Source organism: Paenibacillus pabuli (assembly GCF_039831995.1).
GTDB classification, from domain to species: Bacteria; Bacillota; Bacilli; order Paenibacillales; family Paenibacillaceae; genus Paenibacillus; species Paenibacillus pabuli_C.
The window spans coordinates 458,607-472,332 of the sequence record NZ_JBDOIO010000004.1; the positions used below are offsets into that span (position 1 = coordinate 458,607).

Annotated in this window: 11 protein-coding genes and 1 tRNA gene; 10 read left to right on the plus strand and 2 right to left on the minus strand. The window is 47.5% G+C overall.

The genetic code is table 11. The features are described from left to right. The first annotated feature begins 3 nt into the window (after positions 1–3). The 4 genes from ABGV42_RS21660 (at position 4) to ABGV42_RS21675 (ending at position 4,388) form a co-directional block, all read left to right on the plus strand. Complete coding sequence (locus ABGV42_RS21660) at positions 4–1,287, plus strand: STM4014 family protein (protein ID WP_347383638.1); 1,284 nt, start codon at positions 4–6, stop codon at positions 1,285–1,287. After that, positions 1,280–2,065, plus strand: coding sequence for an STM4013/SEN3800 family hydrolase (locus ABGV42_RS21665; protein ID WP_347383639.1), 786 nt, complete (start codon positions 1,280–1,282; stop codon positions 2,063–2,065). The genes ABGV42_RS21660 and ABGV42_RS21665 overlap by 8 nt, the downstream gene beginning before the upstream one ends. Before the next feature lie 62 nt (positions 2,066–2,127). Continuing rightward, a complete protein-coding gene (locus ABGV42_RS21670) occupies positions 2,128–3,522 on the plus strand; it encodes an STM4012 family radical SAM protein (RefSeq protein WP_347383640.1) in 1,395 nt (464 codons plus the stop codon). Next, positions 3,519–4,388: an STM4011 family radical SAM protein gene (locus ABGV42_RS21675; protein ID WP_347383641.1), complete on the plus strand. Its 870-nt coding sequence runs from the start codon at positions 3,519–3,521 to the stop codon at positions 4,386–4,388. The genes ABGV42_RS21670 and ABGV42_RS21675 overlap by 4 nt, the downstream gene beginning before the upstream one ends. Positions 4,389–4,533: 145 nt before the next feature. On the opposite strand, the gene asnB is transcribed toward ABGV42_RS21675, so the two are convergent. Beyond that, on the minus strand, positions 4,534–6,378 hold the full coding sequence (asnB, locus tag ABGV42_RS21680) for an asparagine synthase (glutamine-hydrolyzing) (protein WP_347383642.1): 1,845 nt from the start codon (positions 6,376–6,378) through the stop codon (positions 4,534–4,536). Between the two features lie 192 nt (positions 6,379–6,570). Here asnB and ABGV42_RS21685 point away from each other — a divergent pair, with 192 nt between their 5' ends. The 3 genes from ABGV42_RS21685 to ABGV42_RS21695 all read left to right on the plus strand — a co-directional run bounded on the left by ABGV42_RS21685 (position 6,571) and on the right by ABGV42_RS21695 (position 7,446). After that, positions 6,571–6,870, plus strand: coding sequence for a hypothetical protein (locus ABGV42_RS21685; protein WP_347383643.1), 300 nt, complete (start codon positions 6,571–6,573; stop codon positions 6,868–6,870). Between the two features lie 20 nt (positions 6,871–6,890). Further along, positions 6,891–7,247 carry a hypothetical protein gene (locus tag ABGV42_RS21690; RefSeq protein ID WP_347383644.1) on the plus strand — a complete coding sequence of 119 codons (357 nt, stop codon included), beginning with the start codon at positions 6,891–6,893 and terminating at the stop codon, positions 7,245–7,247. Positions 7,248–7,317: 70 nt separating this feature from the next. Then, positions 7,318–7,446, plus strand: a complete 129-nt coding sequence (locus ABGV42_RS21695; protein WP_255248063.1) for a hypothetical protein — start codon at positions 7,318–7,320, stop codon at positions 7,444–7,446. 75 nt (positions 7,447–7,521) lie between these two features. Here ABGV42_RS21695 and ABGV42_RS21700 read toward each other — a convergent pair whose 3' ends face one another. Then, positions 7,522–7,815, minus strand: a complete 294-nt coding sequence (locus tag ABGV42_RS21700) for a DUF4870 domain-containing protein (RefSeq protein ID WP_347383645.1) — start codon at positions 7,813–7,815, stop codon at positions 7,522–7,524. Positions 7,816–8,101: 286 nt separating this feature from the next. Between ABGV42_RS21700 and ABGV42_RS21705 the strand changes: the two genes are divergently transcribed. The 3 genes from ABGV42_RS21705 (at position 8,102) to ABGV42_RS21715 (ending at position 13,484) form a co-directional block, all read left to right on the plus strand. After that, positions 8,102–8,175, plus strand: a tRNA-Arg gene (locus ABGV42_RS21705). A gap of 172 nt (positions 8,176–8,347) precedes the next feature. Then, positions 8,348–9,121 carry a class I SAM-dependent methyltransferase gene (locus ABGV42_RS21710; protein WP_347383646.1) on the plus strand — a complete coding sequence of 258 codons (774 nt, stop codon included), beginning with the start codon at positions 8,348–8,350 and terminating at the stop codon, positions 9,119–9,121. Positions 9,122–9,500: 379 nt separating this feature from the next. After that, the gene (locus ABGV42_RS21715; protein ID WP_347383647.1) at positions 9,501–13,484 is read left to right on the plus strand and encodes a S8 family serine peptidase; all 3,984 of its coding nucleotides are present in this window, start codon (positions 9,501–9,503) and stop codon (positions 13,482–13,484) included. The last annotated feature ends 242 nt before the right edge of the window (positions 13,485–13,726 follow it).

The following is a 13,726-nucleotide window of genomic DNA, read 5'->3' on the forward strand; positions in this document are numbered from 1 at the left end:
GGGGTGTCAGGCATTACAACGAACAAGACAGATCACGGATTACAATCCCAGATCAATGAGAGGCACAAGGAACGGCCGTTTTGGTTAATCGGAAACCCGGATAACCGCAGAACCAAAGGCCTGCAGCAGGCAAGGCTGCAATGTGGCTTGAAGCCTGCTGAGGTACTGCCATATGCTGACTTGCTCAAGATTTGGAGACAGGGCGGATCCTTGGCAGAAGTAGTCAATCAAAGTTTACAACGTAAGGTTACAGCGGAAGCGGCACCCTTGATTCGAATCGATGCACCTGGAGAGCAATGGGATGTGGAGCGCGAACTGTTATCGCTTGGTGCAAAAGATAGCGATTCCCACGCTGAACCATGTAGCAGAGAGTGGTTTGCGGCAGAGGAGGCGCTTAAGCTGCAGCAGGATTGGGGCCGCATCTATGCACCTGCACAGTGGTTTAATGGCTGGAAATGCTGTCTGGAGCGAATCAAAAGGGAAGTTACTGATTTCTGGCCTTCTGCCAGATTCCTGAATGATCCGGAAGATATCGCTACCATGTTTGACAAAAGAAAGTGCCAACAGCATTTATCCGCTCACGGAATTGATGTTCCTCCCGCTCTCCAATCTTCGGGGCGGATTATGAGTTATTCGGATCTGCGCGCTGCCATGCAGGATGCCGGCATGTACCGGGTATTTGTCAAGCTTGCCTGTGGCTCAGCGGCATCAGGTGTTGTTGCCTATCAGATCAACCCGCGAACGGGTGCAGAGATTGCTGTTACCACCGTGGGGATGGCAGTGGTTGAGGGCAGGCCGATTTTTTACAACGAAGGCCGCATGCAGAGGTACACCCGCAGAGAGGAGATTGAGATTCTGCTGGACTGGTTATGTGCTGAAGGGGCTCAAGTCGAGCGCTGGATGGCCAAAGCTGCCTATGGCTCACGCGTATTTGATATTCGTCAACTCGTAGCTGGCGGTCATGCAGGCCATGCGATTGTGAGGTTGAGCCAGACTCCCATAACCAATTTGCATTTACGCAACGAGCGGATGCTGCCTGAGGAAGCAGGAGTGGACGACTACAGGCTGGGTTTGGTCCATACCGCTGCTCAAAGAGCCATGGATGCATTTTCGAATTCATGGTCTGCCGGCATTGATGTCATGCTCAGTGGAGGAGACCAACCGCGTGCCTACGTTCTGGATGTGAATCCGTTCGGTGATTTGTTGTACCACGTACAGCACAACGGACTTGGAACCTATGAATGGGAGATGGATATGTTGCGAAAGGAGCCCTACGAACATGCCTGATATGAACACCATTGTTGGCTCCCATGATCTGTTAATGATTACCCTGGATACGTTAAGGTATGACGTAGCGAAGCTGGAGGAACCGAATTGTCCCCATCTGTGTGGATCGGGTTCCTGGGAGAAACGCCATACGCCGGGAAGTTTTACATATGCAGCACATCACGCTTTTTTTGGCGGCTTCATGCCTACGCCTGCGAATACGGACAAAGCCTCGCATGTTCGGCTGTTTCATTCGCGAAATACCGGATTGAAGACTCATCCCCATACCTGGCTGTTTGATACACCGGATATCGTATCCGGTTTTGCGGCAGAAGGCTATCGCACAATCTGTATTGGCGGAGTCATTTTTTTTACGAAAAAAAATCCGCTGGCCAAAGTGCTGCCTGGTTACTTTCAGCAGAGTTATTGGCGAATGAATTTCGGGGTAACGAATCCTCGCTCAACAGAGCATCAGGTCCAGCATGCATTGAAAGTGCTTGATCAGATACCACAGGATGAAAAGGTATTTCTGTTTATGAATGTGTCCGCTATTCATGGCCCCAATCGCTATTTTGTGGAAGGGGCAAGGGAGGACTCTGTCCAGACGCAACGGGCTGCCCTTCGGTATGTGGATCAGGCTCTGGGGCCATTGTTTGAAGCCATGCGGCAGCGCTCGCGGCCAACGTTCTGCCTTGCATTTTCCGATCATGGAACGGCGTATGGCGAAGATGGGTATCAGGGACACAGACTGGCGCATGATGTCGTCTGGAATGTGCCTTATCGTGAATTTGTTTTATAGAGAGAAGTGCAGCCATTTTAATTGTTCATTAACGAAAACAACCGGAGACAGGGAGGAAACCGATGGATAATCAGTCTGAGATCACAGCAACAGGTCATTCCGCAGCGTCCGGATCCCATACAACAACAGGTCTTAAGGAAGTACTGACCTTACCTTATCGCTCTTATTTATACTCTTATCCACATAAGACGGCATATCGGGAATTGGACCCGCCGCTACCCTTGGGGCCAATGTGGGAACGTGAGAATACCGACACGTATTTTTTATATATGCATATTCCGTTTTGCGCTGCCCGCTGCGGATTCTGTAATTTGTTCACTTTGCCGGACCGGCGTGACGATACGCATGAACGTTATGTGGATGCACTGGAACGCCAGGCGAAGCAATGGGCACCCATTACCTCTCGCAGACCGTACTCCAGGTTTGCTATTGGTGGGGGGACGCCAACATTGCTCAATGAGATTCAGTTGAATCGGTTGTTTGACATTGCGGAACATGTGATGGGGCTTGATCCTGCACATGCTTCCATTTCAATAGAAACCTCGCCTGACACCGTGACTGAAGCGAAGCTCGCGTTATTGAAAGAACGTGGCGTGGACCGTGTCAGCATGGGGATCCAGAGCTTTATTGAAGCGGAGGCCGCAGCGATTTACCGCCCGCAGAAACCACAGGAAGTGGAGCGCGCACTGGAAAAGCTTACACGGTACGATTTTCCACTGTTGAATTTGGATTTGATCTATGGTTTGCCCGGTCAAACGGTAGAGTCATGGCTGTATTCGCTTGAATGTGTTCTATCTTATGAACCTGGAGAGATTTTCATTTATCCGCTGTATACCCGCGAGAATACGATCGTGAAGCCGGAGGATATTCAGCGTCAGGGGCCGGATATCCGCATGCAGCTGTATACTGCCGCAAGAGAAGCATTAAAAAGCCGGGGGTATGTTCAGTATTCCATGCGCAGGTTTGCAAAAGTGTCATCCTCACTTGCAAGCAAAGAGCTGCTGCCCTACAGCTGCCAGGAAGAAGGCATGGTTGGCCTTGGGTGCGGTGCCCGTTCGTATACCAGCGAAGTACACTATGCATCAAAATACGGGGTGAGTTATAAGGCTACGCAGAGCATTATCGCCGATTATGTGGCTACCGAGAGATATGATGTAGCTGATTACGGTATTGTGCTGAGCAGGGAAGAGCAAAAACGCAGGTTTATATTAAAGGCACTGCTGCATCGGGAAGGTCTGACTTTGGCCGATTATCTCCAGCGGTTCGGAAGTGAAGTTATGACGGATTACGTCTGGCTCTCAGAACTGCTGACAGAGGGAATGGCTGTGATCGAGCAGGAAAATGAACGCCAGGTCCTGCGTTTAACAGAAGTAGGTCTGGGATATTCCGATGCCATTGGTGATTGGTTGATATCTGCCGAGATTCGCGAACAAATGGAAGGGTTTGTGTTCTCATGAGAGCCACCTTGTATTATCGGGGGAAGCTGTCGTCCTGTAATTATGATTGTCCCTATTGTCCCTTTAGCAAAACCGTGGATTCCAAGGAGACGCTGGAAACAGACGAACAGCAGTTGCGTCAGTTCGTGGAATGGGTGAAGGCTCAGGAAGAGGCTGGACACGAGTTGTCCATTTTTTTCAATCCATATGGCGAGGCTCTGGTCCGGCGCTGGTACAGGGAAGCTATGGTTAAACTGTCGCATATGCGCCATGTCCATAAGATTGCTGTGCAGACCAACCTGTCTGTGAAGCTGGATTGGGCCCGTGAACTGAATTCCGAGACAGCTGCCTTCTGGGCAACATACCATCCTCGTGAGACCAAAGAATCTTCTTTCGTGAAACAATGTCTTTCTTTACGTGAGATGGGTCTTGAATTCAGCGTGGGAACGGTGGGACTCCGCAGTGCATTTCCTGCCATTCAATCCATGAGAGAGGCGTTGCCGGACGATGTCTACATGTGGATCAATGCCTTTAAGGATAAGCCCCATTATTACGAGCCAGAAGAGGTGGCCTATTTGCGATCCATTGATCCGCTTTTTGAGGGGAACTTACAGGACTACGAGAGTTATGGCAAGGGCTGCGCGGCCGGCTCGGAGGTATTTTATGTGCAGGGATCGGGGCATGTAAAAAGATGTTACAAGGATCGCCGGATCATTGGGCATTTGTACCGGGATGGTTTGGAAAAGCTGTCCGCGGATCGACCCTGCAGGATGAAAAAGTGCGGCTGTTATATTGGATACGTCCATATGACGGACTCTCCATTCAGGGATATTTATGGCCGTGGCTTGCTTGAACGGAATCCGGAATCTCTTGTGATGAATCGATGATGTCTTGACGTAAGGTGGAGATTTATAAACGCTCATGAGGATGACTAAGACGCGATAATAATGTTCATAAGAAATAATATAGAGGGGTGCCTGGTGAATGCATACATGCTGTTCACTGGGCACCCTTCTTTTAAACTACATTCTTTTAACGAATAGCAACCTTATATGTTCGTAACCAGGAGTTAATCTGTGTCAAGTAAGCAAACAGCTGTGGACCAGACATCAGCTGCCCAAACCAGGGGAGATTGGAGGAAGCATCAGGTGACGAAGCCAGTTTGCGGATTTGAGCCTTGTCAATCAAAGGCAGAATCGGCGAAGAGGCATCATCAAGGATATCCAATACCTGCTGCTTAACAGCAGCCAAATACTGTGGATTATGTGTTTTGGGATAAGGACTCTTTTTACGATACAAAACATCGTCAGGCAATACACCCTCCAACGCTTTTCGCAAGATCCCCTTCTCACGGCCGCCTGTTATTTTCATTTCCCAGGGAATGTTAAACACATATTGGATCAGGCGATGGTCACAGTATGGCACCCGAACTTCGAGCCCTGCCCCCATACTCATTCGATCCTTCCGATCCAGTAAGGTAGGCATGAATCGGGTGATGTTCAGATAGGACATGACACGCATTTGTGCCGCTTTACCGGTTTCCCCATCCAGTAAAGGAACCTCAGCCACAGCATCCGAATACCGGTCGGCAAGATAGTCCAGCGGTCTGATCCACTCCCGAATGTCTGCCGATAACAACCCTGCACGCATGTCAGGTGCTACCGACCAAGGGAAGGTTCCGGAATTCAGCATCTCGTCCCGATGGAACCAGGGATATCCTCCAAACACTTCATCGGCGGCCTCTCCCGAGATTGCGACGGTTGCCCCTTTTTTGATTTCTTTACAGAACAAATAGAGTGAAGAATCCACATCAGCCATTCCGGGCAAATCCCGTACTAACATCGCCTGATTCAAGGCTTGAACCAATTCTCCATTCTCAATCTCGATCCAGTGATGGTCTGTCTTCAGTTCATCCACCATACGCTGGATCCAGGGGCCATCTGCGCCGGGCTGGAACGAGTGCGCCTGGAAGTGCTTGGCATTATCCACATAGTCGACGGAATACGTACTAACTTGACCTTGACCGGTTCGGTTGTAATAGTCCACGGCCAGTGCTGACAGGGCGCTGGAGTCGAGGCCCCCTGACAGAAGGGAACAGACCGGAACGTCTGAAGCAAGCTGACGCTCGAGTGTATCCTGCAGCAGGCGCCGAACCTCGGCTGCAGTCGCATCCAGATCATGCTCGTGAGGCTGGCTTTCCAGCTTCCAATACGCGTAGGTTCGGATTCCATTCCGGTTGAAGATAAGCGCGTGTGCTGGTTTGAGCTCATTCAACGAAGAGTAGACACCGTGTCCAGGAGTCCTGGCCGGACCTACAATAAATACCTCTGCAAGACCCTCTGGACCGACCGCAGCTTCGACATCCGGGTGAAGCAAAAGGGATTTGGGTTCGGAGCCGAATACGAGAGCGTCTTTTGCGTTGCTGTAAAAGAGCGGTTTGACGCCAAGGCGATCACGTGCCATGAAGACCTGTTCGCGTCCTCCATCCCAGATGGCAAAAGCAAAAATACCATTAAAACGGTCTACACATGCCGGTCCCCATTCGATATAAGAGGCGAGCAAAACTTCCGTATCACATTGAGTACGGAAATGGTGCCCCCGCTGAAGCAGTTCTTTTTTCAATTCGGGTGCATTGTATAGTTCTCCGTTATACACGACGGTATAGGAGGTGTCTCCCTGTAACGCATGCATGGGCTGAGCGCCGTTCTCCGGGTCCATTACGCTGAGCCGGCGATGTCCAAATGCACAAGGATTGGAGATCCATGTACCTGAAGCATCGGGCCCCCGGTTCGACAAACTGTCCGTCATTCGGACCAGCAGCTCCGATTCCTGGGTCAAATCCCGATTCCACTGTATGAAGCCGGTTATACCGCACATGGTTGTTCATCCTTTCTTAGTCGAGTCGTTGATCTGTGGAGTATTGCATGGCATGGAGCCAGCAAATGTTGTCTTTTTCGTCAGAAGTCGTAACAAATATATGCCGAAAGCAGGCATAAAATGTCTGTCCTCTTCGGAAACTATATCTAGGGACAACGGCCTCAGCATGCCTGTGAAGGAGAGAATTGGACTGTGGACAAAACAACCTATTATGTCTCTGTGGGTGGACGTTCCGTTTTGCAGGATCAGCACGCAGCTGCTTATGAATGGGTTATTCAGGCGACACCTCAGGAAGTGGACCATTTAACGGGACTCCTCAACCTGATGCAGGAAAAAGAGGAAGAGGCTTTTCCAGGAATGGTATTCCCGTGGCCGGATACGCCAGAAGAATCTGTGAATCGGGCATATGAAGCTGTTTTACAGCAGGTGTATCACGAAATTTACCGTTTGGGAACGCCGGAGACAAGACAAGAGATCGAACAAAGTACATGAAACGATAAGGAGCGATTACAATGTATGCAATTCAGGATGCCAAGATCCGCAGATTAACCGAGGTGGATGGATTGTCTTGTGCTGAAGTGGAGGTACAACCAGCGAATGCAGGAGATCCTTCTTTATTAGTATATGTAGCGGCAACTCAGCCTGGAAGCACATTGGAAGTGGTAAGGATTGTACGCAACCATTCGGATGCTGTTCTGGACTGGTACAACAACAATATGCACACTGCCTTTGAGGATGCAACGGAAACGGCATTTGAGAACAGTGAAGGTGTAACGACAGGAGAAGATAAAGCCCGGTTTCAAAGTGAATTGTTTGCGTTTGGCCTGCTCGGCCCAACCCTTCAACGCTACTTAATTGGTCAGGCGTAATCATCTTCCAGCATGGATAACGGAGCTAACCCGGAGCATACTACAACCAAGTTCCGGGGAGGTGATTGCAATGGCTTCCAAGTTTAAGAAAAACAAAGGAAACCTTTACGCGCATCATACCGAGTTTGCCGGGGAAGTGCTCGCCGTTAACAGCAAGCGTCCTACGCTAAGAAATCCATGGCGTAAGGGAAACAAGTAACCGGAATGAAGAACCCGCCGTTTTTTGGAAACGGCGGGTTTCTGCATGTAATCAAACGTGCGGACAATGTAGAAGTTACGCATACTCACGAAGGACCTGAATCCCTTTAACGATGTTATATATAAAGCTTAATCCATAAATCACAAAGAACAGAATGACAAACCCGATGGCGCTACCGATGCTCTGGGAGGTAACGAAGAAATAAAAGAGGGGTATGGCAGCAAGAAACGGGAATACGTGTGAGAACAAGGCTCGCTTGGCATGTCCCTCAATATAGGCGTCTCGCGCAACAATCCAAATAATGATCGGGAACAGAAAAGGAGCGAAGAAAATACTGAAATAGGATAGGGCGGACAAAAGCTGTCTCATAACAATTCTCTCCTTCTTTGAATGAATTCAGGTGTAAAGGTATGTATGCAAAAGATTACCCAGCCACGCTGACAATGAATAGTCTGTGTTCAGTTTTGGTTGTACCCCTGGCATCAACAATAGTGCCTGCTAATCCAGATCATATTCGATCGGGGAGCAGCGTATGAAAATAATACGTAAAGGAATGAAACGGGATGCAATTTATTAATTTTTTATAAAAGTATTGAAAAATATAGAAAACCGAGTATAATAGAAATCGCGCCAAAAATTTTATCTATACATACTTGTCTCAGTAGCTCAGCAGGATAGAGCAACGGCCTTCTAAGCCGTCGGTCGGGGGTTCGAATCCCTCCTGGGACGTTCAAAGAAGCTTCCTTCGGGAAGCTTTTTTACGTTCAAGGGATGAGAACCCCAAAGGTTCGTCGGAGTGTATATAGGTTTTACCTATGAATGAAATAGAAACTATATATTTTAATAATAAATAAAAATATGCCACAATAATTCTATTCATACGAAAGCGACGGTGGTGCAGATGAAATCAATTAACCAATGGCGAGCAGATGAGTATGATCACAAACTGGCATTTGTATCGGGATACGGAAAAAGTTTAATTTCATGGCTTCAACCTCAAAAGGGAGAACGTATTCTTGATTTAGGCTGTGGAACGGGTGACTTGACACATGAAATCGCTAAGTCACAAGCAGAGGTAGTTGGTATGGATGCCTCTCCGAACATGATACAACGGGCGAGAAAGAAGTTTCCTGAAATCACATTCGTGGAAGGGGACGGACACCGATTCGAGGCAAGCAAACCCTATGATGCAATCTTCTCCAATGCGGCACTGCACTGGATGAAGAACCCTGGTCTTGTCGTAGAAAGCATATGGAAGGCACTGAAGCCTGGCGGACGTCTGGTAGCGGAGTTCGGTGGAAAGGGGAACGTGCAGACCATAGTAAATGCACTGGAAGCCGTGCTCGAACAAAAAACAGGAATCCATGCTGCAGATCGCAATCCGTGGTACTTTCCAACGATCGGTGAGTACAGCTCCATTTTGGAGGGAAGAGGATTCCTGGTTCGTCAGGCCTATCTTTACGACCGTCCTACCCAACTTCAAGATGGAGAAAAGGGTGTTGAGGGGTGGTTGGCTCATTTTGGAGGAGACTATTTTGCTGGTTTAAGTAAGGAACAAATCGAGGAAGTTTGTCTTGAAACGAGTAAAATAGTGTTACCCAAGCTGTGGATAGATGATGCAATCTATGCCGATTATAAGCGTTTGCGTGTGGAGGCTGTAAAACCAGAGTGGTGATATCTAGTGTTTATATACCTTGTTAAATGAAACTAAAATGAATATCACTCTTTAAAGTTAGTGTCTTGGAAGGATCATAATTCTCATACTTCAATGAGGATTATGGTCTTTTTTCCTATGAACTATTTTTTAATTCAATATCGTCATCGACAAATAAATACAAATCCGTTATTTTTCTCTTACTCAAGAACCATATAAGTAATTTTTATATCATATCTGTAATTATTTAGAAGGAAAATTCGATATTTTAGTAGAATAATTTACCAAGGGTCAATCTTCTTGCGGATGGGATGGTGACTTATACAAGTATTGCAGTACTTGTTCAGGCAAGGCCCCAGCGATTGGTGAGGTATTCATATTAAGAAGGAGGGGCATAGCCTTGAATAAACGATTGATATCCATGTTATTAAGTGTCCTCATGATCTTTTCCATTATTATGCCTGCGGCTGGAGCCGCTCCAGCAGATGTACAGCTTGACAGGAATTTGCCAACCAAGGCTGAAGCCGAGCAATGGAGAGAGATTCTTGCCCAGCGGGAAGAAAAACTTGCGGCAGAACCTTATTTGGATCAGAGGCTGGAAGGTCTAGGTGGAGAGAAAACAAGAGTAATCGTTGAACTCTCAAACAAACCCGTAGCTGTAGCGCAAGGCGAATCAACCCTCTCAGGAAAGTCATTTACCTCCTCTATGGAAACAAATGCTGTGACGAAGGTCGAACAACAACAACAGTCATTTGTACATAGCCTCACTCAGAATAAAATCAATCACGAAGTATTGGGAAATTACGCATATGCCCTAAATGGTGTAGCCATTGAAGTGAATGGAAGCCAAATGGGACAATTGCTTCGCATACCAGGCGTGGTCAGTGTGTATCCTGACCTTGAAATCGCGTTAACGCCGGAGAACGATGAAGTTAACCCTTATATGAAAGATACAGCTCCGTTTATTGGTGCTCCGGAAGTATGGGATTTGGGATACAAAGGAAATGGTATCAAAGTCGGTATTATTGATACAGGAATCGATTACGAGCACCCTAACCTGATAGACGGTTATAAGGGTGGATGGGATTTTGTTGATAACGATGAAGATCCTTATGAAGCAACAAGAGAGGAATGGAAAGTGTCTGGACAGTCCGAGTTTAACGAAAGAGGCAGTTCCTACTACACATCTCACGGTACTCACGTAGCAGGAACGATCGCAGCGCGCGAAGCTGGAGATTACGGGGTTGTTGGTATTGCCCCTGAAGCCGAAATCTATGCTTACCGTGTATTGGGGCCCTATGGCAGCGGACAAACAGCTTGGGTACTGGGCGGAATTGATCGCTCGGTTAAAGAGGGGATGGACATCATTAATCTCTCGCTCGGTAATACAGCAAATGATCCAAGCTACATTACTTCGGTTGCCCTCAATAATGCCATGCTATCAGGTGTGACTGCAGTTGTAGCGAGTGGTAACGAAGGCCCGAACCGTTACACACTAGGTTCTCCAGGAGCATCAGCTATGGCGATCACGGTCGGTAACTCTACGGGGCCTAGTCAGATGATCACAGCCGACACACATTTTTGGATCGGTGAGGAAGGGGAAGGAACACTACCTGATGAATTGCCGGTACCTGAGGTTGAACAATCGCCTGAACTGGGATTTGTACCAGGAGATGTAGCTCCAGAAACTCAAGAGCAAGACATACCTGCGAGTACGCCAGATGATAATTCATCTGTAGGTGATTTCGAAGAGGAGACGATCATTGAAGAGTCTGAGGCAACAGGTGAAAGTGAGCTGCCACAATCAGAGCAAGCGGAAGCCAATTCGGATACAACTCAGGATATAGCAGTCCCAAGTACAGAAGAAGCTGTACCTGCCGAAGAAGAGGAAGCTGCAGCTCCTACGGAAACGGAGAACAATCCACTGACTGTCACAGAGTCGGTTTATCGTCTGGATGTGATGGGATGGAATCTGGCGGAAGATCCAGAGACGGTATTGAATGGTCAATATGACTTGGTGTACGCCGGCTTGGGCAAACCCACCGACTTTGATGGCAAGGACATGAACGGCAAGGTTGCATTCATCCAACGCGGTGAACTGGCGTTCGTGGAGAAGATCGCCAATGCCAAAGCGGCTGGGGCGATTGCTGTAATTGTGTACAATAACATTCCTGGGCCGATTGGCGTTAGTCTGGGGGATGACTTTGAATTTATCCCTACCCTGAGCATGAGCAAGGAAGATGGAGAAGCCATCAAGGCGCAGCTCGATGCCGGTCAAGGTGTTGAAGTCAGCTTCAGTGATTTCGTCAAAGACATGACAGAGGGGGATGAGATGAACTCCTCGAGTTCCCGAGGACCAGCCAAGGTGACACTGGACATTAAACCTGACATCGTTGCACCGGGAACAAGCATCTTGTCAACAATTCCTGCGTATGGCAAAGATGAGCCGGAAGCGGATTACGTACAAGCGTATGGGCGCAAAACGGGGACAAGTATGGCTACTCCGCATGTAGCCGGGCTGATTGCATTGCTGATCGAAAAACATCCGGATTGGACGCCTTTTGATATCAAAGTCGCTCTTATGAACAATGCCAAGGTGCTGAATACAGAGAATTTTGATGTGTTCGATCAAGGGGCGGGGCGCATACAGGCAACAGAGACGATTGATCCTGAAGCTTTCGTTAAAGTCATGGATGTCACGAAATATACTGAAAACGGCGAGGCAGTAGAAAAGGAAAACATTACGGGCAGTGTCAATTTTGGCAACTTCCTGAGTGCAGATGAAAAAACGGTCAGTAAAACGCTCAAGGTACAGTCACTAAAAGGGACGGGCGGGGAATACTCTGTATCCGTTAATCCTACGCGAACCATTAATGGCGTCTCGGTTTCCGTAGATAAGACGTCCTTCGAACTGAATGGAGAAGAAGAGGTACAGGTAACGATTACCGTGCCGAAAGGCGTGGCCACTGTAGGAGAAGCTCAAGGATATCTGCAATTCAGTCATGGAACGAAAACGTACAGTGTACCTTACGTGGCTCACTTCAATGTCACAGAATCCGGTGTGAAATACATTGAAACGAAGTACGGTAATGAGACAAACCCATTCCATTATCCATTGAAGGAAGACGGCACGCTGGATACGTTGAATGTAGCGATGGAGTTCCACAATCCAATGAACTTCGCACTTATAGAGATTTTTGATGGTCTGAACCCGGATGGTGGTTTTTATCAGGATGGGTACATTGGAAGTATATTTGGAGATTACTACGACTTCAATGCCAATACCCGATATAACCTGGCTTGGACCGGAAATTACTTGGATTACGAAACAGAAGAAGCAACGAAAATACCGGATGGTTTGTACACCGTTGATATCACAGCTTTAGGTACAGACGGAAAAACGTATGTAGAAGATACTCCTCCTTTTTTGGTGAAAACAGAAGCACCAGTGGTTACTGCTCCAGAGAAGCTGGAATTTAAAAACGATGAGTCTGCAGTTATTAACGGAAACGTGGAAGATTTGTACTTCGTTGTCGCTCCTGCGCTCCAAGAAGGGTGGAACGTTGAGTTTGACCCTGCAGCATCCCTCGAAGCATCGTATGTTGTGAAAAAAGAGGATGATTCGATCGTTAAAGAGGGTGACTTTGAAATACAACAGGATGGTAGCTTTGGTCTTGGTTTAGAGGACATTGAATCCGGAGAATATGTCGTTGAACTGACGGTGAAGGACCAGCAGGGGCTGTCGGGTACAGCCAACACATTGTTGAGCTTGGAATCTACGGAGCCTGAACCGGAGACTCCGGCAACTAAAGCACCTAGCACTCCTGTACTTTCTCACAATAATGGACATGCTAATGGTCTGCTCGAAGGCTCTTATACCGTGAGCATGAACTTATGGTGGGGCGAAAATGCGACCAGCTATAAACTTTATGAAGACGGAGTATTGATTGACACACAGAAGTTGACATACAATGCGCCTATGGCACAGTTTGCTCAGACGAAGATTACAGGAAAAACAAACGGCACATATACGTATGTAGCTGAGCTAACGAATGACAAGGGAACAACACGGAGTCAAACGCTAACTGTGAGGGTTACCAATGCATCTCCTGGCAAGGCAGTACTTTCTCAGGACAATTGGGATGGCGATGGTAATTTTAAGGTCACCATGAACTTATGGTGGGGAACCAACGCTACGGAGTACCGCCTTTACGAAAATGATCAGTTAATTGATACCCAAGCACTCAATGCGGCTACACCATATGCGCAAAGTGCGGTTAGTACGATATCTGGACGCTCTTCAGGCACGTATAAGTATCGTGCCGAGTTAAGTAACTCAGCTGGTATTACCAGTACTGAAACCATTACTGTAAAGGTCAAGTAAGTCCAAATATAAGATTCATGTAAGATAATAGGTTTAATAAACTATCTGTACACGTTGAGTGAAGTATTGCATAGAACGTTGTTCTTTCTCTTAAGAGGCCTTCATCCTGATTTAGTAGGGTGAAGGCCTCTTGTTTTGGATAAACTGTAGGTTACCTGAAGTATTTATTCTGATTGGCAATACTGCATATACTTGTTGATATAAAAGACTCCCCTTACAGTGACTGGTGTTTTATCCTGTCA

Bases quoted from the DNA above. Each gene is read 5' to 3' on its own strand.
- ABGV42_RS21665 (WP_347383639.1), top strand. From the start codon at position 1,280: ATGCCTGATATGAACACCATTGTTGGCTCCCATGATCTGTTAATGATT.
- ABGV42_RS21670 (WP_347383640.1), top strand. From the start codon at position 2,128: ATGGATAATCAGTCTGAGATCACAGCAACAGGTCATTCCGCAGCGTCC.
- ABGV42_RS21675 (WP_347383641.1), top strand. From the start codon at position 3,519: ATGAGAGCCACCTTGTATTATCGGGGGAAGCTGTCGTCCTGTAATTAT.
- asnB (WP_347383642.1), bottom strand. From the start codon at position 6,378: ATGTGCGGTATAACCGGCTTCATACAGTGGAATCGGGATTTGACCCAG.
- ABGV42_RS21690 (WP_347383644.1), top strand. From the start codon at position 6,891: ATGTATGCAATTCAGGATGCCAAGATCCGCAGATTAACCGAGGTGGAT.
- ABGV42_RS21695 (WP_255248063.1), top strand. From the start codon at position 7,318: ATGGCTTCCAAGTTTAAGAAAAACAAAGGAAACCTTTACGCGCATCAT.
- ABGV42_RS21700 (WP_347383645.1), bottom strand. From the start codon at position 7,815: ATGAGACAGCTTTTGTCCGCCCTATCCTATTTCAGTATTTTCTTCGCT.
- ABGV42_RS21710 (WP_347383646.1), top strand. From the start codon at position 8,348: ATGAAATCAATTAACCAATGGCGAGCAGATGAGTATGATCACAAACTG.